This is a genomic window from Aureimonas sp. OT7, from assembly GCF_014844055.1.
In the GTDB taxonomy this organism is placed as follows: Bacteria; Pseudomonadota; Alphaproteobacteria; order Rhizobiales; family Rhizobiaceae; genus Aureimonas; species Aureimonas altamirensis_A.
In genome coordinates this window covers 3,428,034-3,446,975 of record NZ_CP062167.1, presented here as the reverse complement: position 1 = coordinate 3,446,975, position 18,942 = coordinate 3,428,034, and the positions used below count along the sequence as shown (strand labels likewise).

Sequence of the window (18,942 nt, the reverse complement as noted above, 5' to 3'; positions counted from 1 at the left end):
CGCTGACGCGCTTCGAACCGAGGCGCGTCGGCGGGCCCGTTTTCGCACGTCCAGCCTTCTGGCGCGCGAACACACACTCAACATTTTCAATAGATACATATGATATCAAAAATATGTACTAGGTTGAAAAACAATTGTATATCTGCTTATGATTACGATGATGTGTAACTTATGGATCGCGAGTTGAAGATGGCTAATTCCAAAAGAACCAGTGGTGGAACCTCGGTCGGAGAAAGTGGTTCAACTTCAACGATGGACGGCTCCGTCGCGGGCGCGAATCGCGTTGATGGCGCTGCTCCGACGAACGCGGTTCGCGTCCTGGGATATGTCGTCTTCGACGGTGTCGACAGTATCGATGTTGCGGCAGGCGGGGCGAGGACGGTCAAGCCGATAGCTGGCCGTCGCTACCGGATCATGGAGCGCAAGCTCGTCGGCGGCGACAAGATCATCGAGGATATTTCCGAAGCCGCCGTGGTCCGGGCCGACGGCAAGGCGGACTCCGACCTCATCGTGATGCTCGGCAAGAATACGCACATCGTCTTCGATAAATTCTATTCCGTCTGCGACGAAGGCTTGTGCGGGCTGGAGCTGCCGAGCAATACCGGCGGCTGGACCGTTCTTGGAACCGCGACGCAGGGTCATTCCATCGGTGGCGGCGATGCGCGTCTCGTCTACTCGCTGGGCGGATCCGGCGCGGTCGCCGAACTCGTGGAAAGCTATGGTCATTATTTCGGCAGCGAACCGGCGCAGGCGGCGCACGCCGTCGAAACGCATTCGGCGACCGACTCGGGGATTGCGGGACTCATGTCCCATGGGCCAGCTCTTCCTCTTGGCCTGCTCGCCGCGGTCGGCGGTATCGTCGCAGTCGCGGCAGGCGGCGGTGGCTCGGGAGGCTCGGCGCCCGCCCCGACGCCCCTGCCGACTCCGGTGGACCAGACCGTGACGGTTTATGGTTCGGTCGTGGCGGGTCCGGTCGTCAGCGGAAACGGCCTGTCGGTCACCCTCTACCGCGCGGACGGGGCGGTCCTTGCCGGGCCTGTGGCCGTGGCTTCGGATGGGACATTCGTGCTCAGCTATTCGGGTAGCTATATTGGCCCCGTTCTTGCGCGCGTCATCGACAGGGATGCCGGCACCGATTATGCGGACGAGGCGACAGGCACCCAGAAGGACCTTGTCGGCGACCTGCGAACCATGTTCGTCTCCTCTTCCGGTGTCCAGACGATCAGGATCTCGGTCAACCCGATCTCCGAGCTGGCTGTTCGCGAACTCGGTTTGTCTTCGGGAGACGACGGGCACTCGTCGGTCACGGCAAGCAATCTGACCGCGGCCCAGGTGAATGCCGCCAACCTTAAGGTGGCCAGAGCCTTTGGTCTCGATGGGGACGCGACCCAGCCGGCGATCGCCGTCATCAACCAGGACGGTACGCCGAATACCAGTGCCAACGCAGTGGGCATTGCCCTTGCCGCCCTGTCCGGTCTGGATAAGCTGTATTCCGGTGGTGACTATCTCGCCAAGGTCGCATCCGCGGTTGCCTCCGGTGATACGGACCGGATAGTGGCGCTAAGGATCGCCGGCGTGACGGTTGCCGATGCATCCGGCCAGTTGCTTGCTGGCCTGGCTAGGACGGACGCGGCGATCGCGTCGGCCGTTTCGAATGCCACCCAGGCGACGCAGACACTTTCTCAAAGCACGGTCGGCCAGATCGCGCAGGTCTCCCTCTCGCAGGTCGCGGCCCTGTCCGCCGATACCGTTCGCGCGCTGAACGCAACGCAGGCGGCGGCCTTCACGGCGGACCAGCTTTCGGTCATGTCGCCGTCCGCGCTCGCCGCACTCAACACATCGCTATTCAGCGATGCCCAGATTGCCGCCCTCAGCAGGCTGCAGTTCTGGTCGACCTATTCCGACAGTGACACCTCCTACGTCACGATCCCCCAACTGGCCATATCGATCAGGGACATGCCGACCTTCAGCGGCCAGATCCGTTCCAAGATCGCCGCCGGTGTCACGCTCCATATCTACGAGGGTGACGTCGATCTGGGTCAGGCGACGATATCCGCGGATGGAACGTCCTGGAGCCTGACGCCTGCAGTTGCGATGTCTGCCGGTCGCCATACCCTGACCGTCAAGGCCGTCATTCCGGGCGGGCCGGTCTATAGCGTGGGCGATGCGCTCGTTTTCGACGTCAGTGAGGTGGGTGCCGTCGCTGATACGCAAATGGGGCGTATCCCCGTCGCTCAGTTCGCGACCCTCTCCGACAGTGAGCTCAACTCCCTGTCGGCGGGGCAGGTCGGCGGCCTGAGCGCCGCGCAGGTTGCGGTCCTTACGTCCGACATGATCGTCGAACTGCAGCCGACCGCATTCGCCGCGATCGCTCCGTCCATCATCTCACATATTTCCGTGTCGGCGATCGGATCGATTACGGATGCCCAGATCCTACAAATGACGACCGGTCAGTTCGCTGCGCTCACCGCTGCGCAGCTGCCTGGCTTCCAAGGCTCGCAGATTCAACAGTTTACGGCTGGCCAGGTTGCTGCCCTGAATCCGTTGGCCTTCGCGAGCCTCTCGGTGACGCAGCTGGATCATTTTTCCTCGTCACTGATATCCCACATTTCCGACGGTGCCGTCGCGCACATGACAGCGGATCAGATGGCATCGCTCGATGTCTCGCAGTTCTCGGAATTCACGCTGACGCACCTTCAGGCAATCACCGCGGTGCAAGCGGTCGGTCTCTTGGCGTCGCAACTGGCAACCATTTCCGACCAGGAGATATCTGCGCTTAGCGTACCAGTGATCGCTGCGATAAGGGCGTCCGAGATCGCGGGCCTTCCAACAGCGACCGTTTCGCACCTGAGTTCACAACAGATCGCGGCTCTCTCCCCGGCGCAACTGCATGAGATGACAAGCGCACAATTGTTGGCGATGACGATGTCGCAAGTAGAGGGGCTGCGTCCAGACCAGATCGATGCGATCGCCCACGCCTCCGCGCAACCGGCGGTGACCGATCACGCGGGCACAGAGACCGGCCCGGTCAGCAACGATGGTGCTACCGATGATTCCGTGCCAACGATATCGGGTACCATCGAGGGCGTACTCGTCGCAGGTATGTCTGTTGTAATTTACGATGGGCAGACCCGTCTGGGCGAGGCTTCTGTCAATGGAAACGCGTGGAGTTTCTCTCCGACAGTCTCCCTGACCGATGGCACGCACTCTGTATATGCCCGTATCGAGGTCGTCGGGGGTGCTTTGGGCGCTGATGGCGGCTCGCTCGGCTTCACGGTCGACAGGACCCCGCCTACCGTCCATGCCTCCTATCCGGTGAACGAAGTCACGGTGAGCAATGCGCCACTCGCCAGCATTGTGCTGACTGCAACGGATGCTCATGGCCCCGTCACCTGGGGCGGCCTTTCCGGAGCCGATGCCAGTGCGTTTACGCTCACTTCCGATGGCACGTTGACCTTCGTCGCCAATCCGAACTTCGAAGCTAAGAGCTCCTATACGGTGCAGGTTACGGCCAGTGACGCGCTCGGAAATTCTTCCGTGCAGACGGTCACGGTCGGCATCAATGACATGAACGACGCGCCCACATTTACCACCTTGAGCCCGATTCAAGCGCAAACTGCGGTTACGAACCAGAGCGGCTGGACCCTCGCGCTGGCGGATTACTTTACCGATGTCGATCATCAGGACATTCTGACCTATTCGATCACGTCCGGAACGCTGCCTGCGGGTCTCCAGCTCGACGCGCAGACCGGCGTCATCTCCGGCACGCCGACAGTGGCTTCAGCCTCCGCTCCCTATACGGTCACGGCGACCGATCGGGGTGGCCTGTCCGCCTCGCAGACCTTCAACCTCGCCGTTGTATCCGCGCCGACGATTTCGAGTTTCACCGTCTACGATGCCGACGGCGATATCAATGTTGGCAGAGGCGGCGACCCTCTGACGTTTGAAGTCGTGTTCACGGAAGCCGTGACCGTTACCGGAACTCCTCAGATCACCTTTATGATCAACGGTGTGGCCGTCACGGCAAGTTATGACACCGGAAGCGATACCGACAGATTGTACTTCACAGGCACGGCGCCGGGCACCGTGAATGGGGCACAATTCTCGATTTCCACCGTATCCGGCGCGGTTACGGGGAATATCAGTCACCAGAATTGGGTCGGCTCATCGAATGCGACCGGGGCCTATGATCTGGACAACACGGCGCCCGTGATCACGACGACCAGCCTTGACGCAGCTGAAAACGGCACCGTCGTCGCGCAACTGACTGCAACGGACGCCCATAACGTCACATGGACGCTTAACTCAGGGGCTGGGGATGGCGCGCTTTTCAATCTGACGAGCCAGGGTGCGTTGGCGTTCAATTCTCCACAAAACTTCGAGGCCCCAGCGGATGCGAACGCAAACCGCGAATATTTGCTTGATGTGACCGCAACCGATGCTGTCGGCAACAGCTCGACGCGGACCATCTCCGTCCAACTGACGAATGTGAACGAGGCTCCGGACGCCACAGGCACCCTCAGCGCGCAAACGGCCGTCACGAACCAAAACAGTTGGACCCTCGCGCTGGCGGATTACTTTACCGATGTCGATCATCAGGACATTCTGACCTATTCGATCACATCCGGAACGCTGCCTGCGGGTCTCCAGCTCGACGCGCAGACCGGCGTCATCTCCGGCACTCCGACAGTGGCTTCAGCCTCTGCTTCCTATACGGTCACGGCGACCGATCGGGGTGGCCTGTCCGCCTCGCAGACCTTCAACCTCGCCGTTGTATCCGCGCCGACGATTTCGAGTTTCACCGTCTACGATGCCGACGGCGATATCAATGTTGGCAGAGGCGGCGACCCTCTGACGTTTGAAGTCGTGTTCACGGAAGCGGTGACCGTTACCGGAACTCCTCAGATCACCTTTATGATCAACGGTGTGGCCGTCACGGCAAGTTATGACACCGGAAGCGATACCGACAGATTGTACTTCACAGGCACGGCGCCGGGCACCGTGAATGGGGCACAATTCTCAATTTCCACCATATCCGGCGCGGTTACGGGGAATATCAGTCACCAGAATTGGGTCGGCTCATCGAGTGCGACCGGGGCCTATGATCTGGACAACACGGCGCCCGTGATCACGACGACCAGCCTTGACGCAGCTGAAAACGGCACCGTCGTCGGCGTGCTGGCGGCTACGGATTCGCACGACGTTACCTGGATACTCAACCCCCTCTCCGGCGACGGTGCACTCTTTAGTCTGACGAGCAACGGCACGCTGCGGTTCGTCTCACCTCAAAACTTCGAAAATCCGGGCGATGCCGACACGGACGGCAATTACACGATCACGGTCAATGCAACCGATGCTGCCGGCAACCATTCAACGCAGAACATCATCGTTCATCTGACGAATGTGAACGAGGCCCCCGTTGTTGCCAACGCGCTTCTGGACCAGACCGCCGTTATCGGTCAGGCCTTCGATTTCACCATTCCAGCCAACACGTTCGCCGATCCGGATAACGCAACGACATTCCACTATTCGGCGACGCTGGTCGACGGATCGCCGCTGCCGGCCTGGCTGACATTCAACTCGTCAACCGGCGTGTTCCATTCAACGTCCATTGGCGGTGCTTCCGGTGCCATCGACATAAAGGTCACTGCGTCGGACGGCTCGCTGACGGTGGCTGACACGTTCTCCCTGAACCTTCAGTCCGCGCCGACGCTGAGTGCAGCCTTCTCGGGCATCACGAACTTCGACGTGCGCAGCAATCTGGTCCTCACTCTGGATCAGGACGTCGTTTTCAGCGGCTCCGGCACGATCACGATCACCGATCTGGGCGGCTCCGGTCCGGCCGGCTCGGGCTATCAGGGTGAGAACGAGAACCATACGCAGATTTTCTCCCTGACAAGTTCACTCCCCGGGGTCAGTATCCAGCATGTCAATGGACACGTCCTGCTTGTCATCGACCCGACCTTCGATCTTGACCTGTCTTCCAACTACCGGCTGGAAGTATCGGCCGGCGCCTTGACCGGTGCGACATCCGGCGTCGCCAATACGGCATTCTCAACGACTTTTTCCACGGTGACGCCAGGCGTCTGGAACCAGGGCAGCGGTGGCGTTCTCGCACAGAAGGTCGACAATACCACTGGCGCCCTGGTCGCTACGCAGAAGTGGCTAGACATGACAAATCCCGCCAATGACGACGTGGCAAACGGAACTCCGCAGACGTTCAATGCGCTGCCCGACAACTACGCTTTTGTGCTCTCGGATAAGGATCCGGAACTTATTAGTTATGTGCTCGAAGACGGATTTATCCGAATCGAGAACTTCGGCTTGCGGGATACTTTCTATCTGGACGATAAGTTCAATCTCCCAGACGCACTCGCACAATTTGACGATAACATCTTCACAGGTGGCGATGGGACGTCTTTGTGGCCGTTCTCTGGTGGTTTTGCGGGCACATCGCAAAGCGACAAGGCCAGTATCGACATTGTTCTCGAGACTGCTCTGCAGGCCGATTTCCAAGGCGGTGCCACCCCCAACTGGCTGGTGGACTACATCCCGACGATCCGGGATATGTTTACGATGGGCTGATGGATCTAACATCAGTCGATAAATAATTATGAAATACTACGATTTCAGCGTGCGCAAGGTGAATTATGTCTATTGTTATTAAGTATTCTATTCGCGGAACCGCCTCAGATCTTCTCGACCTGCGCACGCCAGGTCGAGAATTCGATCTGGTTGGCGAAGAGATCGTGGTGACGGGCTCGTCGGCAAGCAATGCTGTCTATACAGCGCCGGGGGTAAGCCTCGATGCGAGAAACCTTGCCGGCGGCGAAGATGTCATCATCTTTACGCACGCTTGGTCCGACTATACAAAAAGTGTTTCAGCGGTTCCGGGCGGTATTCTGTTTACATATACAGATTCCGTCAGCGGCCTTACCGAACGGGTAGCCGTCGGCAACGGCGTCAGCGGTCAGACGCGCGACAAGTTGATCTTCTCCGACGGTTCCGTCCTGACCCAGAACGCCAACTCGGCGCTCCGGGCCGACATCAACGCCGCGATGTCGGCTGTTGCGGGATATGATGTCGCCCTGACGAACCTCAACGTCGTCACGCAAACCAGCGCCGACAGTGTCTATTCCGTTGCGGCTGGGGGAAGCGGAACAGACGGGTCCGGTGCGACATTTGCGATCGGCGAGGCTGGCCAGAAGAGCGTCTATACCGGCACGAACGCCGTCGATAAGGTCTACGTCAAGGCTGGCTCGATTGTAGATGCGCGCAGTTTGCTTGGTGGCGAAGACATCATCTATTTCACCGGGAACTGGTCGGAATACGCAAAGAGCACAACCGTGGTCTCCGGCAGCATTCAATTTACGAGGAGTATCGGCGGTCGTACTGAAACCGTCACAGTCGGCAATGGTGTTTCCGCGTTGACGCGAGACAAGCTCGTATTCGCCGATGGTGCCGTGCTGACCCAAAACGTCAACGCAGCGCTTCGAACGAACCTGGATGTCTCCATCGACGCCGTAACCGGTTTCGATTCCACGACAACGACGCCTTTCCTCTCCGACGTTTCATCCGTCACCTTCAGTGGCGGTCAGAGCTCGGGCCTGACCAACGGCATCGCTAACGCCGGCGATACTGTCGTTTTCGACGTCGCGATGAAAAGTGCCGTCACCGTAAGCACGGCTGGCGGCACGCCAAGGCTGGCGATCAACGTTGGTGGACAAACGAAGTTCGCCGATTACGATGCCGCGTCCTCTACCGGCACGACGCTGCGGTTCAAGTATGTGGTCGCCGCCGGCGACACCGACGTCAACGGCCTTTCCGACATTGCCGTGGCAGTGCCGGGATCCGGTTCTGCAGGGCGCGTGCATGTCATCTTCGGAAGAAGTGGCAATACGCCGCTCCAGCTATCCGGCCTCGGTACGGCCGGCATGACGATCGAGGGCGATGCCGCAGGCTGGCCGCAGGGCGTCAGCGTTTCGGCCGCCGGCGATGTCAATGGTGACGGACTGTCCGACATCCTGGTGGGCGCCCGCTACAACGACTTCAGCGGATCGAATGCAGGCCGTGCCTACGTGGTGTACGGAAAGTCCGGAACAGCCACCGTCCAGTTGACGGATATCGCGCGCAATTCCGGCGGCTTCGCCATCACCGGTGAGCGTACGGGCGACCAGTTCTCGTTCGACGTCTCCAACGCAGGCGATGTGAATGGCGATGGACTGGGCGACCTGCTGGTCGGTGCCTGGAACAACGCCACCACCGCCACCAACGCCGGACGCGCCTATCTCATCCTCGGACGGACCGATGGCGCGATGGGCGGGACATCCGTCGATGTTCTCGGAGACGCCTCTGCCAACGCACTTGGGGATGGCGGCGCGGCGATGACGATCGTCGCCGGAGCGGGCGACGACGTCGTCACGCTCAGCGCGGCGGGCAGCATCGCCTATGCCGGCGCCGGCAACGACGTCATCCACATCAATGGCGCAATGATCTCGGCTCTTACGGCCAAGTACGGCGCCGGAGGAAATCTGGGACAACTCGCCACGATCGGCGGGGGCAGCGGTGTCGATACGTTGACGCTCGACGGGGCGGGGCTGACCCTCGACCTGACCCAGGTCAGCAATGCGTCGGCCTCGCTGCCCAACGGTTCCAGCCGCATCACGAGCGTCGAACGCGTGGACCTGACGGGCACCGGCAACAACACGCTGAAGCTGTCGCTCAACGATGTCCTGGACATGAGCGAGGCGAACCTGTTCGCCACCACTGGACGCCACCAGCTCATGGTGACCGGCGATGCGGGCGATACGGTGCAGTTGGGGGGCCTTACCAGCTGGACGAAGTCCGGAACGGTCGACTACGCCGGGGGCACCTATGACGCGTGGAACCACAACACCGCGCTCGGCACGGTGTATGTGCTGCAAACGCTGACGGTGATGCCGGTGTAAGGCAAAAAAGAACCCCCGCGGCCCAGGCCGCGGGGGTTTTCTCATAAGGCGGAATTCCGTTCTGCCGTCAGGCGGAGATGCGCTCCCGCTCGGGGGCACGCAAAGCGCGCTCGGCGGCCTCGGCGTTCTCGCGAACGGCCTTCTGGACCTTCTCGAAGGCCCGGACCTCGATCTGGCGAACGCGTTCGCGGCTGATGTCGAACTCGTCCGACAGGGCTTCCAGATCACGAGCGTCGAACGCGTGGACCTGACGGGCACCGGCAACAACACGCTGAAGCTGTCGCTCAACGATGTCCTGGACATGAGCGAGGCCAACCTGTTCGCCACCACTGGACGCCACCAGCTCATGGTGACCGGCGATGCGGGCGATACGGTGCAGTTGGGGGGCCTTACCAGCTGGACCAAGTCCGGAACGGTCGACTACGCCGGGGGCACCTACGATGCGTGGAACCACAACACCGCGCTCGGAACGGTTTATGTGCTGCAAACGCTGACGGTGTTGCCCGTCTAAGGCCAAAAAAGAACCCCCGCGGCCCAGGCCGCGGGGGTTTCTCATGAAACGGAATTCCGTTCTGCCGTCAGGCGGAGATGCGCTCCCGCTCGGGGGCACGCAAAGCGCGCTCAGCGGCCTCGGCGTTTTCGCGAACGGCCTTCTGGACCTTCTCGAAAGCCCGGACCTCAATCTGGCGAACGCGTTCGCGGCTGATGTCGAACTCGTCCGAAAGGGCTTCCAGCGTCAGCGGATCTTCCGAAAGGCGACGAGCCTGGAAAATGCGCTTTTCCCGATCGTTCAGCCCGTCCATGGCGCTTTCCAGCATGGCGCGCCGCTGGTCCAGCTCGTCTTCGCGCACCAGAACCTCTTCCTGGCTCTCGCTCTGGTCCACGAGCCAATCCTGCCATTCGCCGGACTCACCCTCGGTTGCCCGGATCGGGGCATTCAGGGAGGCGTCGCCCGAAAGACGCCGGTTCATCGAGACGACTTCCTCTTCGCTGACACCGAGTTGCGTGGCGATCTGGTTTACCTGATCGGGCCGCAGGTCGCCTTCGTCCAAAGCCTGGATGCGGCTTTTCATCTTGCGCAGGTTGAAGAACAGCCGCTTCTGGTTGGCCGTGGTGCCCATCTTCACGAGGCTCCACGACCGCAGAATATACTCCTGTATGGAGGCCTTGATCCACCACATGGCGTAGGTCGCCAGCCGGAAGCCACGATCCGCGTCGAAGCGCTTGACCGCCTGCATCAGGCCGACATTTCCTTCCGACACGACCTCGCCGATCGGCAGCCCGTAGCCGCGGTATCCCATTGCGATCTTGGCTACCAGACGCAGATGGCTCGTCACCAGCTTGTGGGCCGCATTGCGATCGTCATGCTCCGCGTAGCGCTTGGCGAGCATGTACTCTTCCTGCGGCTCGAGCATGGGAAAGCGACGGATTTCCTCCAGGTAGCGGGACAGGCCGCCTTCGCCGGAAGCGATACTGGGTAAATTGGCATTTGCCATGGATAGCCCTCCGATATGACGGTCGCCATCGAGGCCAACCGTACGGGCCGCCCGCCAGTCAGCCGGGGCAGCTCCAGAGTAATATGGGTATTCTTCGAGGCGAATGCACGGCAGCGACTAATACGGCCGCGTGAAACGCACCGTTCACCGAAAGCCGCTCACCCTATCGACGGAAACAGCCGCGACTAGAGGATGTCACATTCGCACGGCTTCAACGCCGCAATGCGGCGACGAGTTCCCGAATATCGTCCGGGAGGGGGGACTCAAATTGCATCGGCCGGGCGGTGACGGGATGCTCGAAAGCAAGAAACCCGGCATGCAACGCCTGCCGCGAAAACGACAGGGCCATCGTGCGGACAGGCTCTTTGAGCCGCTCCGCCTTGCTGCGAAACCCGAGGCCGTAGAGCGGGTCGCCAAGCAGGGGATGGCCGATATGCGCCATGTGGACGCGGATCTGGTGGGTGCGCCCTGTTTCAAGCCGGCATTCCACCAGGGCGGCGTCGTCGCCGAAGATGTCCTCGACATGATAATGCGTGACGGCGTGCCGCGCATCCGAACGGCTGGCCTGTACCACCGCCCGCTTGATACGGTCGGTCGCGGAGCGGCCCAGAGGCGCGTCGACAGTGCCGTCGCGGCGGTAGGGCACGCCCCAGACGAGCGCCCGGTAGCGCCTTTCCATGCGGCCGTCACGGCCATGGGCGGCAAACTGCGCGGCAAGGGATGTGTGCGCAACGTCCGACTTGGCAACCACCATCACGCCCGACGTATCCTTGTCCAGACGATGGACGATGCCGGGTCGCCGTACGCCGCCGACACCGGACAGGCTGTCGCGGCAGTGATGCAGCAACGCGTTGACCAACGTCCCGGACCAGTTGCCGGCCGCGGGGTGGACCACCATGCCGGCCGGCTTGTCGATCACGATGACGGCCTCGTCTTCGTAAAGGACGTTCAGCGGGATCGCCTCCGGCTGTGGATCGGCATCCGCAGGCTCCGGCAGTATGACGAAGAAGCTTTCGCCCGCCGCGACCTTGCGGCGGGCCTGGCCCACGGCTTGTCCGTCGGCAAGGGTCACGCCGCCGCCCGCGATGATCCATTGCACCCGGTTGCGCGAGACGTCATCGCCCATCGCTTCCGCGAGGAACTGGTCCAGACGTTTGCCGACGGCTTCCGCCGGGACGTCGAAGCGGGTTGCCTCGACCTCTTCTTCTTCTGTACTCAGGTGCGAAATAGCCATGGACCGAAAGTGCGATTGAGGAATATGACGGACGCGAACACGGAAGCCGAAGGCGTGATCGACCCAGCCACGGAACGGCTGCGCCGCAAGATGGTGCGCCTTCTGGCGGTCTCCATCGGCATCATGTTCGTCGGGGTTATGGCCGTCTTGGCCGCTGTTGTCTACCGAACCGGCGATTCGGCCGGTCCGGAGCATGGCGCCGAAATCGCGCTGGCCTTGCCCGCCGGCTCCGAGGTGGCCGAAACGTCGCTGTCCGGGGATACGATCCTCGTCCGCGTCTTCATGCCGGAAGGGGAGGAGATCATCCTTTTCGATCGGCGCGACGGCTCCATCGTGAACCGATATCCGCTCAACCGCCCTTGAGCCCGCCGGCGTTCGCCTCGGCGGGAAGGCGCGTGCCGCGTCGCCACTCCGCCGGGGGCGTGAAATGCCCACCCCAAAGTCCGCGGCCCGCACGACGGGCCTCACGTTCGGCGCGGCCGTAGCGGCCGTCACTGTAGCGCGCATATTCCACGGCCCAGCCGTCGGCCACCATCGCGGCATTGACGCTGACGCCGTCCGGCCGGAAGCATTCGGCAACGATCCGGCCGTACCGGTCCCTGTCCATTTCAACGCAGGAGAGGCGGCCATTGCGACCGACGAGACGATGGAGATGCTCGGCCGACCGTGCGCCGCACAGATAGGGAGCGCCGCCGGCATCCCTGCATCGTTGCCGGCCCTCGGGTGCATCGATGCCGTAAAGGCGGATACGCGCCGCCGTGCCCGCAAGGATCAACGTATCGCCATCGACGATCTCGACCCGCCCGGCATGGATGCCGCCGCTGGCCGACTCGGCAGGATTGGCCGTCGCGCCGATGACGAGCGCGGCGAAACAGAGGAGAATATGGCGAAGGTCTGGCACTCGCGGTTGTCCGAATCTTAGTAGATGCAGCTACCGATTGTGCCTTCAAACCGCTGATTCAGCGAGTGACTTATCGCCTCCTGATGGCGTCTGTGGCCGATTTGCGACAGTCGGGGACTATCCTGAATTAGGCCATTGTTCGGCCCCAAGCGGCATCCATATCGACGTCACGCAACTGACGCGTCAACCGAACCCAAGCAGCTCCCAAGCTCATGGTTCGGCGGTAATGCAGAGTATTGAGGGGTTTCTCATGAACCGTTTTGCACTTCTTCTCGGCTCCGTAGCCTTCGTCACGCCCGCCATGGCCGCGGACGTCATCTACGAAGAGCCGGTCGCGCCCGCCCCGGTCGTCGCCTACGAGCCGGCCTTCACCTGGACCGGCTTCTACGTCGGTGGCCAGGCCGGTGTCGCGTTCAACCGTGACTCGGGCCTGTTCTCGTCGGACAGCTCCGGCTTCACCGGTGGCAGTGATGACGGCCAGTCGGGCTTCATCGGCGGTGGTCACATCGGTTACGACTACCAGGTCGGCAACTTCCTGGTCGGCGCCGTGGCTGACCTCAGCTACATCGACGCGACGTCTTCTTCCGACTACACGTTCGGCGGCACCACCATCTACGGCGCCGAGCAGAAGATCGACTATGTCGGCACCGTCCGCGCCAAGCTCGGCTATGCGGCCGACCGCTTTGCCGTGTATGCCACGGGCGGTCTCGCCTATGGCGATACCAAGAACAGCTACCTCGGCGATACGGTCACCACCATCGGCGGCACGGCCTACAACGTCTCGGTGTCGGAAGACACGGACGACGTGGGTTACTCGGTCGGCGCCGGCGTCGACTATCTGGTGACGCAGAACTTCTCGCTGGGTGTCGAGTACCTCTACACCGACCTCGGCGATTCGAAGCTCGACGTCGCCTATACGCCGGCTGGCGGTGGCGCGACGGATGTCCTGTCGACGTCGTCCAGCACGGATCTCGACTTCCACACCGTTTGGGCGAAGGCTTCCTTCCGCTTCAACTAAGATCGGCAGGGCCGGCAACGGCTCTCGATCAGGAAGGGCTCCCGGGAAACCGGGGGCCCTTTTTTATTGTCGGCCGGCCGGCGGACAATAAAAAAAGGCGCCACCCGAAGATGGCGCCTTATCGATTCGCTCCAGGCGTCTAGGGACGCCTAATGCCGGAGTTCGACCTTCTTGCGGTACTCCTGGAGCTGCGTCGTGCGCAGCCCGGCGAGCCCATGCCTGTCGATGGATGCCTGCCAGGAGAGGAACTCCTCGACCGTCAGGGTATATTTTGAACATGCCTCGTCCAGGCTCAGCAGCCCGCCGCGCACGGCGGCAACCACCTCAGCCTTCCGCCGGATGACCCAGCGGCGCGTATTGGACGGCGGCAGGTCCGCCACCGTCAGCGGGCTGCCATCCGGCCCGATGACGTATTTCACTCTCGGTCTAACCTGATCGGTCATTGTACTCTCTACACATTGCAAGGACCCAATCGCCGGATCAAGCTAGACCACTGCCTTTAAAAATTTCGCTAACCCACTCGTAACAAATCGCTAACCTGTCTTAACCGGATGCTGCGTTCGCATTTCGCGGCGCAATGGCCTATATGTCGGCCGAGAAGACAGGAACCTGAATTCGAACCACGCCATGCCGAACAGTCTCGACCTTTCAAAGCCGCCGTCGGAAACCCGCGTCGTCGTCGCCATGTCGGGCGGCGTGGATTCGTCCGTCGTCGCCGCCATCATGAAGGCGGAAGGCTACGAGGTCATCGGCATCACGCTGCAACTGTATGATGGCGGCGCCTCGGCGCGCCGCGCCGGGGCATGCTGCGCGGGGCAGGACATCCACGATGCGCGACGCACCGCCGAGATCCTCGGCATCCCGCATTACGTGCTGGATTACGAGGACAAGTTCCGCGAGCAGGTCATCAATCCCTTCGCCGAAAGCTACATGGCCGGCGAGACGCCCATCCCCTGCGTCGCCTGCAACCAGACCGTCAAGTTCAAGGATCTGCTCGCCACCGCGCGCGACCTCGGCGCGGACGTCCTGGCGACGGGCCACTACATCGAAAGCCGGGCCAACGGCGCGCATCGCAGCCTGTATCGTCCCGTCGATCTGAATCGCGACCAGAGCTACTTCCTGTATGCGACGACGCAGGAGCAGGTGGACTTCCTGCGTTTTCCCCTCGGACGACTGACCAAGCCGGAAACACGCGCAATAGCGGAGGCGCACGGTCTGGGTGTCGCAAGCAAGCCGGACAGCCAGGATATCTGCTTTGTCGCCAACGGCCGGTATACCGATGTCATCCAGAAGCTTCGCCCCAATGCGGGGGAGCCGGGCGATATCCGCCATCTGGATGGCCGCGTCCTCGGCCGTCATGACGGCGTCGTCGGCTTCACGGTAGGGCAGCGCAAGGGCATCGGCGTCGCGACCGGAGAGCCGCTCTATGTCGTCTCCATCGATGCACGCCGCAAGATCGTCACCGTAGGACCGCGGAGCGCCCTCCAGACGCGCCATCTCCGCCTGCGCGACGTCAACTGGCTGGGAGACCGGAGCATCGAGGAAACCGCAGCAAGCGGAATCGATGGACTGATGGTGAAGGTGCGGTCGGCGCGGCCGCCCGCACCGGCACGGCTGACGCTCGTGGATGGCCACATCCGCGTCGAGCTGCTGGCTGGCGAGGAGGGCGTCTCACCCGGCCAGGCCTGTGTCTTCTACGAGGGAGATGGCGCCGGCGCCAAGGTTCTGGGCGGCGGCGTGATAGCCGCTACCGAACGGGTCGAGACGGCATTGGAAACACCGACGGAAATGGCGGCGGCGCTTTAGCCCCGACGCGGCGAAGCCTGCTCGAGAAGGCGCACCACCAGGGCCGCTTCCTGCGGGCCCGTGCGCGGGGCCTGCCGAGTTTCGACGCATTGCAGGAAATGGCGCAGTTCCGCGTCCAGCGGCAGGCCGGCCGGCGTCGGCAGAAATTCGGGTTCGGCCTGGGTAAAGGAAAAACCGCCTTCTTCTACAAGGGAGATGGCGCCGGCGCCAAGGTTCTGGGCGGCGGCGTGATAGCCGCTACCGAGCGGGTCGAGACGGCATTGGAAACGCCGACGGAAATGGCGGCGGCGCTTTAGCCCTGACGCGGCGAAGCCTGCTCGAGAAGGCGCACCACCAGGGCCGCTTCCTGCGGGCCGGTGCGCGGGGCCTGCCGCGTTTCGACGCAGTGCAGGAAATGGCGCAGTTCCGCGTCCAGCGGCAGGCCGGCCGGCGTCGGCAGAAATTCGGGTTCGGCCTGGGTAAAGGAAAAACCGCCTGCTTCCCGCCAGACACGATGCCCCCAGAACGCCAGCTTCTGCCCATCCGGCTGCAGATCGTCGAAGGTCAGCATGCCATCCGTGCCGATGGCGCTGAGACGCCGGTCCCGGAACGGGGATATGCGCGATACGTGAATCTCTGCCGTTACGCCGTTGCCGAAGGCAAGTCGAAGATCGGCAACATCCGTTTCATCGGACAGGACGGTCTGGCGCAGCGTCTGCATTTCGACGTCGTACGTGCCGGCAAGCGCGATCACCAGCGACAGGTCGTGCGGGGCAAGGTCCCAGACGGCATCCATCCCGAGAAAGCGGCCAAGCCCGAGACGCGTGGCCACGATATGGCGCAGCGTTCCGATGCGTCCGGCTTCCACCTGGCGGACCAATTCCTCGAAGACGGGGTGGAAGCGCAGGACGTGCCCGACCATCAACACCCGTCCGCCCTTTTCGGCCAACGCGACGCTGGCTTCCGCGTCCGCGGGAGCCAGGGCGATCGGCTTCTCGATCAGCACGTCCTTGCCGGCCGACAGGATTTTCTGCCCGATCTCGGCGTGGAGGCGCGGTGGCAGGGCCAGCACCACCGCCTGGATGTCGGGCCGCTGCAGAATATCGTCGAGTGGCAGGGCAGGGACGCCGTGCTCGGCCGAAAGGGCAGCCGCGCGGTCGGGATCGTTGTCGCTGATGGCGGCAAGAGCGCCCATGCCGGCCAGTGTCCGCACATGGTTGCGGCCCCATTGGCCGCAGCCGACCACCGCTGCCTTCACAGTCATGTCGCATCCTTTGCCGGTTCGCTCGCAGGGGAGGTAACGCCGCGACGCCGCGGGCGCAAGGCGGCAGCGTCCGTCCCCCGCCCGTCGAAGGGCCTCCACCGCCTTTTGCTCTAGATGAATCTTGTGTGACAGCACTGGTATTTGGCGGCGGTTGTGCCATCCTGTCGGTACGGGCCGGTGGCCCGCGCAGACGGCATGGAGGCGACGATGAGCGGCAAGGCATTCGAAGAAGGCAAGAAGGACCATGGGCGCGGGCTGCCGCGCACGGCATGCGCCTACGAGCCGGGCACGCCCGAATTCACCGCCTGGAATGAAGGCTGGGGCGAGGCGATGAGCGTGGCTGCCTATGTCTCCGCGCCGGCGGTCGGCGGGTCGCACAAGAAGCACGAGCCGGAACCCGCGGCGCGGCTGCTTGGCATCCTGTAGCGTCAGACAAACCAGGCTGCTTTTTACAAGGGGCCGCAAGGCCCCTTTTTACGTTTCGGTGCCTGTTCAGGCGCGGAACCGCCAACCTTGTTGCCCGTTGGTGCCGCGAAAGCCTGAAACAGGAGAATACCGAAATGACATTTCGAACACTTGGTCTCGCCACGACGCTCGCCGCCTTCACCTTCGGCGCGAGTGCCCAGGCGCAGGTGGTCAGGATCATCGAGCTCGAGGACAACGTCATCGTGCCGGCGTTCAACATCAGCGTCGGCGAACTGGAGAAGCAGGCCCTGACCGACGCCGCCGGCAACCGGATCGGCGATATCGAGGAGGTCATCGGGACCGCTGAGAACGGCCCGACGGCGCTGGTCATCGACCTTGAGAATTCCGACCTGGACGTGATCGTGCCGCTGGAGCGCTTCCAGAATACGAACGGCGTCCTGACCGTGAACATGACGCCGGAAGAACTGGCCGCATTGCCGGCCTATGACGATTAACCGTCAGGCGGGCAAGTCCGTCTGATGATCAGGGTCTTGGAGGGCCGCCTTTGGGCGGCCCTCCTCGCGCGTTCTAGAAGTTGCGCTGGAAACGCAGGAAACCGGAGGTCTGGTCGCTGGAGGCGATACCGCCGAAGTCGATGTTCTGGTACTTCACCTCGGCCAGGACATTCATGTTCTTGGTCAGGTCGTAGCCGATATCGCCGACGACTGCCCAGTACTCGGCGGACGACGAGCTGAAGCCCGTCGGCGAGGCGGTGTCGATGAAGAGGTAGTCGAAGGTCTCGCCGTACCGGCCGGAAAGGCCTGCCGTCAGCTTGTTGAACTTCTGCGAATAACCGGCGCCGACCGACCATTCCAGAACCAGCGGGAACGAGCCGGGCGTCGGGTTGTCGAGCGTCGGGTTGCTCGGGATCAGTCCGCCGGCCGTCGTGAAGCCGCTGATGATGGCGTAGCTCGTCGGGTCCGATGCCCAGTGACCGTCGACCTTGAGGACCGAAGACTGGGTCAGGACATCCTTCAGGGTCAGGCCGGCCTTCAGCGCGAAGGCGTCGTTGCTGCCGTCGATGTCGCGTGTCGGGACAAGCGGGAAGAACGACGTCAGTCGACCCAGATCCTCACGGTTGAAGGTTTCGTCATAGACGGCCGACAGGAATACGCCGCCCCATCCATCCGTGTAGGTCAGCTTGCCATGGACGTCGGGCGCGATGTCGCCGGTGCCGTCGTCTTCGAGGCCGAGCGTGGCTGCGAAGCCGCCGGTGGTGAAGGTGTAGGACACCTGGTTGGTGTTGATGTCGCCGACCGGAAGGTCGTCGTCGGTGGGCAGGCCATCTTCGATACCCGCGACGTCGGACGACCAGAGCGTGTCACGGTAGCCGGCGAGGAAACCGCCGAGCTGCAGGAAGCCGCGAATCATCGCGAACTCGTCCTCGACCGATGCTCCGTTGTTCTGCGCCTGGATGCGGAAATAGGCGCGCAGCGTGCCAAGGTCCGTTTCCTCGCGAACGTCGAGGTTGATACGGGCGCGGACGGCCGAAAGGGCCTGATAGTCGTCGCCTTCAGAGTTCGTGACCGGGCTGCCGGCGACGTTGTACTGGAAACGAAGATAACCACTGGCCTTCAGGCAGGTCTCGGTACCCGGGATGTAGTAGAAGCCCGTGCCGTACACGTCGCAGACGCGAACATATTCCACAGGCTCGGGCTCGACGACCACGATCGCGTCGGCCGCGCGCGCACCGGATACTGCGACGAGAGCCGCAGCGGAGCCAAGAAGAAGGCCCTTGATACTCATAGAGGAACTCCAGAACATTTTTTGTAAGGACGCCTTATATTATGATTCGGCGGTCGAAAACCTTTGGTTATTGTCTTTGGTTTCC

The 18,942-nt window shown here is 62.3% G+C and carries 16 protein-coding genes and 1 pseudogene; 9 read left to right on the top strand and 8 right to left on the bottom strand.

The window, feature by feature from the left end; all coding sequences use genetic code 11:
• Positions 1-171: 171 nt before the first annotated feature.
• Complete coding sequence (locus IGS74_RS16490; protein ID WP_192387548.1) at positions 172-6,585, top strand: putative Ig domain-containing protein; 6,414 nt, start codon at positions 172-174, stop codon at positions 6,583-6,585.
• Positions 6,586-6,689: 104 nt separating this feature from the next.
• Here IGS74_RS16490 and IGS74_RS16485 read toward each other — a convergent pair whose 3' ends face one another.
• Positions 6,690-6,854: a hypothetical protein gene (locus tag IGS74_RS16485; protein WP_192387546.1), complete on the bottom strand. Its 165-nt coding sequence runs from the start codon at positions 6,852-6,854 to the stop codon at positions 6,690-6,692.
• A 132-nt stretch (positions 6,855-6,986) separates the two neighbouring features.
• On the opposite strand from IGS74_RS16485, the gene IGS74_RS16480 reads away from it, so the two are divergent.
• A complete protein-coding gene (locus tag IGS74_RS16480; RefSeq protein WP_192387544.1) occupies positions 6,987-8,948 on the top strand; it encodes an integrin alpha in 1,962 nt (653 codons plus the stop codon).
• A gap of 67 nt (positions 8,949-9,015) precedes the next feature.
• Here the strand turns inward: IGS74_RS16480 and IGS74_RS16475 are convergent.
• A pseudogene (locus IGS74_RS16475) lies at positions 9,016-9,222 on the bottom strand (sigma factor-like helix-turn-helix DNA-binding protein); the annotation flags it as partial.
• On the opposite strand from IGS74_RS16475, the gene IGS74_RS16470 reads away from it, so the two are divergent.
• Entirely contained in the window at positions 9,190-9,459 is a 270-nt protein-coding gene (locus IGS74_RS16470) for a hypothetical protein (protein WP_192391905.1), read from the top strand. The pseudogene IGS74_RS16475 and the gene IGS74_RS16470 overlap by 33 nt on opposite strands.
• Before the next feature lie 67 nt (positions 9,460-9,526).
• Here the strand turns inward: IGS74_RS16470 and rpoH are convergent, their stop codons facing one another.
• Both rpoH and IGS74_RS16460 read right to left on the bottom strand, forming a co-directional pair.
• Positions 9,527-10,444: an RNA polymerase sigma factor RpoH gene (rpoH, locus tag IGS74_RS16465; RefSeq protein ID WP_039191871.1), complete on the bottom strand. Its 918-nt coding sequence runs from the start codon at positions 10,442-10,444 to the stop codon at positions 9,527-9,529.
• Between the two features lie 211 nt (positions 10,445-10,655).
• Entirely contained in the window at positions 10,656-11,678 is a 1,023-nt protein-coding gene (locus IGS74_RS16460) for an RluA family pseudouridine synthase (RefSeq protein WP_192387542.1), read from the bottom strand.
• Positions 11,679-11,702: 24 nt separating this feature from the next.
• Here IGS74_RS16460 and IGS74_RS16455 point away from each other — a divergent pair, with 24 nt between their 5' ends.
• A complete protein-coding gene (locus IGS74_RS16455) occupies positions 11,703-12,041 on the top strand; it encodes a DUF6476 family protein (protein ID WP_039191875.1) in 339 nt (112 codons plus the stop codon).
• Here IGS74_RS16455 and IGS74_RS16450 read toward each other — a convergent pair.
• Complete coding sequence (locus tag IGS74_RS16450) at positions 12,028-12,579, bottom strand: thermonuclease family protein (RefSeq protein WP_246722610.1); 552 nt, start codon at positions 12,577-12,579, stop codon at positions 12,028-12,030. The genes IGS74_RS16455 and IGS74_RS16450 overlap by 14 nt on opposite strands.
• A 250-nt stretch (positions 12,580-12,829) precedes the next feature.
• On the opposite strand from IGS74_RS16450, the gene IGS74_RS16445 reads away from it, so the two are divergent.
• Positions 12,830-13,597, top strand: coding sequence for an outer membrane beta-barrel protein (locus IGS74_RS16445; RefSeq protein WP_192387540.1), 768 nt, complete (start codon positions 12,830-12,832; stop codon positions 13,595-13,597).
• Between the two features lie 149 nt (positions 13,598-13,746).
• Here IGS74_RS16445 and IGS74_RS16440 read toward each other — a convergent pair whose 3' ends face one another.
• On the bottom strand, positions 13,747-14,040 hold the full coding sequence (locus tag IGS74_RS16440; protein ID WP_039191881.1) for a DUF1153 domain-containing protein: 294 nt from the start codon (positions 14,038-14,040) through the stop codon (positions 13,747-13,749).
• A gap of 184 nt (positions 14,041-14,224) precedes the next feature.
• Here IGS74_RS16440 and mnmA point away from each other — a divergent pair, with 184 nt between their 5' ends.
• Together mnmA and IGS74_RS16430 are read left to right on the top strand one after the other, a co-directional pair.
• Positions 14,225-15,403, top strand: coding sequence for a tRNA 2-thiouridine(34) synthase MnmA (gene mnmA, locus IGS74_RS16435; RefSeq protein WP_192387538.1), 1,179 nt, complete (start codon positions 14,225-14,227; stop codon positions 15,401-15,403).
• A 98-nt stretch (positions 15,404-15,501) separates the two neighbouring features.
• Complete coding sequence (locus tag IGS74_RS16430; RefSeq protein WP_192387536.1) at positions 15,502-15,699, top strand: hypothetical protein; 198 nt, start codon at positions 15,502-15,504, stop codon at positions 15,697-15,699.
• On the opposite strand, the gene IGS74_RS16425 is transcribed toward IGS74_RS16430, so the two are convergent.
• Entirely contained in the window at positions 15,696-16,646 is a 951-nt protein-coding gene (locus tag IGS74_RS16425) for a Gfo/Idh/MocA family oxidoreductase (protein ID WP_192387534.1), read from the bottom strand. The two genes, IGS74_RS16430 and IGS74_RS16425, sit on opposite strands and share 4 nt — an antisense overlap.
• A 207-nt stretch (positions 16,647-16,853) precedes the next feature.
• Between IGS74_RS16425 and IGS74_RS16420 the strand changes: the two genes are divergently transcribed.
• Positions 16,854-17,072 (top strand): hypothetical protein, encoded by a 219-nt coding sequence (locus IGS74_RS16420; RefSeq protein WP_156122307.1) that lies wholly within the window; start codon positions 16,854-16,856, stop codon positions 17,070-17,072.
• Between the two features lie 134 nt (positions 17,073-17,206).
• Positions 17,207-17,566: a PRC-barrel domain-containing protein gene (locus IGS74_RS16415; RefSeq protein ID WP_039191898.1), complete on the top strand. Its 360-nt coding sequence runs from the start codon at positions 17,207-17,209 to the stop codon at positions 17,564-17,566.
• A 73-nt stretch (positions 17,567-17,639) separates the two neighbouring features.
• Here IGS74_RS16415 and IGS74_RS16410 read toward each other — a convergent pair whose 3' ends face one another.
• Positions 17,640-18,857, bottom strand: a complete 1,218-nt coding sequence (locus IGS74_RS16410; RefSeq protein ID WP_192387532.1) for a porin — start codon at positions 18,855-18,857, stop codon at positions 17,640-17,642.
• Positions 18,858-18,942: the final 85 nt, after the last annotated feature.

What these genes read in the sequence shown, in the direction of transcription:
- mnmA (WP_192387538.1), top strand. Translation starts at nt 14,225, where the DNA reads ATGCCGAACAGTCTCGACCTTTCAAAGCCGCCGTCGGAAACCCGCGTC.
- IGS74_RS16425 (WP_192387534.1), bottom strand. Translation starts at nt 16,646, where the DNA reads ATGACTGTGAAGGCAGCGGTGGTCGGCTGCGGCCAATGGGGCCGCAAC.
- IGS74_RS16460 (WP_192387542.1), bottom strand. Translation starts at nt 11,678, where the DNA reads ATGGCTATTTCGCACCTGAGTACAGAAGAAGAAGAGGTCGAGGCAACC.
- IGS74_RS16490 (WP_192387548.1), top strand. Translation starts at nt 172, where the DNA reads ATGGATCGCGAGTTGAAGATGGCTAATTCCAAAAGAACCAGTGGTGGA.
- IGS74_RS16440 (WP_039191881.1), bottom strand. Translation starts at nt 14,040, where the DNA reads ATGACCGATCAGGTTAGACCGAGAGTGAAATACGTCATCGGGCCGGAT.
- IGS74_RS16445 (WP_192387540.1), top strand. Translation starts at nt 12,830, where the DNA reads ATGAACCGTTTTGCACTTCTTCTCGGCTCCGTAGCCTTCGTCACGCCC.
- IGS74_RS16455 (WP_039191875.1), top strand. Translation starts at nt 11,703, where the DNA reads ATGACGGACGCGAACACGGAAGCCGAAGGCGTGATCGACCCAGCCACG.
- IGS74_RS16420 (WP_156122307.1), top strand. Translation starts at nt 16,854, where the DNA reads ATGAGCGGCAAGGCATTCGAAGAAGGCAAGAAGGACCATGGGCGCGGG.
- IGS74_RS16410 (WP_192387532.1), bottom strand. Translation starts at nt 18,857, where the DNA reads ATGAGTATCAAGGGCCTTCTTCTTGGCTCCGCTGCGGCTCTCGTCGCA.
- IGS74_RS16430 (WP_192387536.1), top strand. Translation starts at nt 15,502, where the DNA reads ATGGCGCAGTTCCGCGTCCAGCGGCAGGCCGGCCGGCGTCGGCAGAAA.
- rpoH (WP_039191871.1), bottom strand. Translation starts at nt 10,444, where the DNA reads ATGGCAAATGCCAATTTACCCAGTATCGCTTCCGGCGAAGGCGGCCTG.
- IGS74_RS16415 (WP_039191898.1), top strand. Translation starts at nt 17,207, where the DNA reads ATGACATTTCGAACACTTGGTCTCGCCACGACGCTCGCCGCCTTCACC.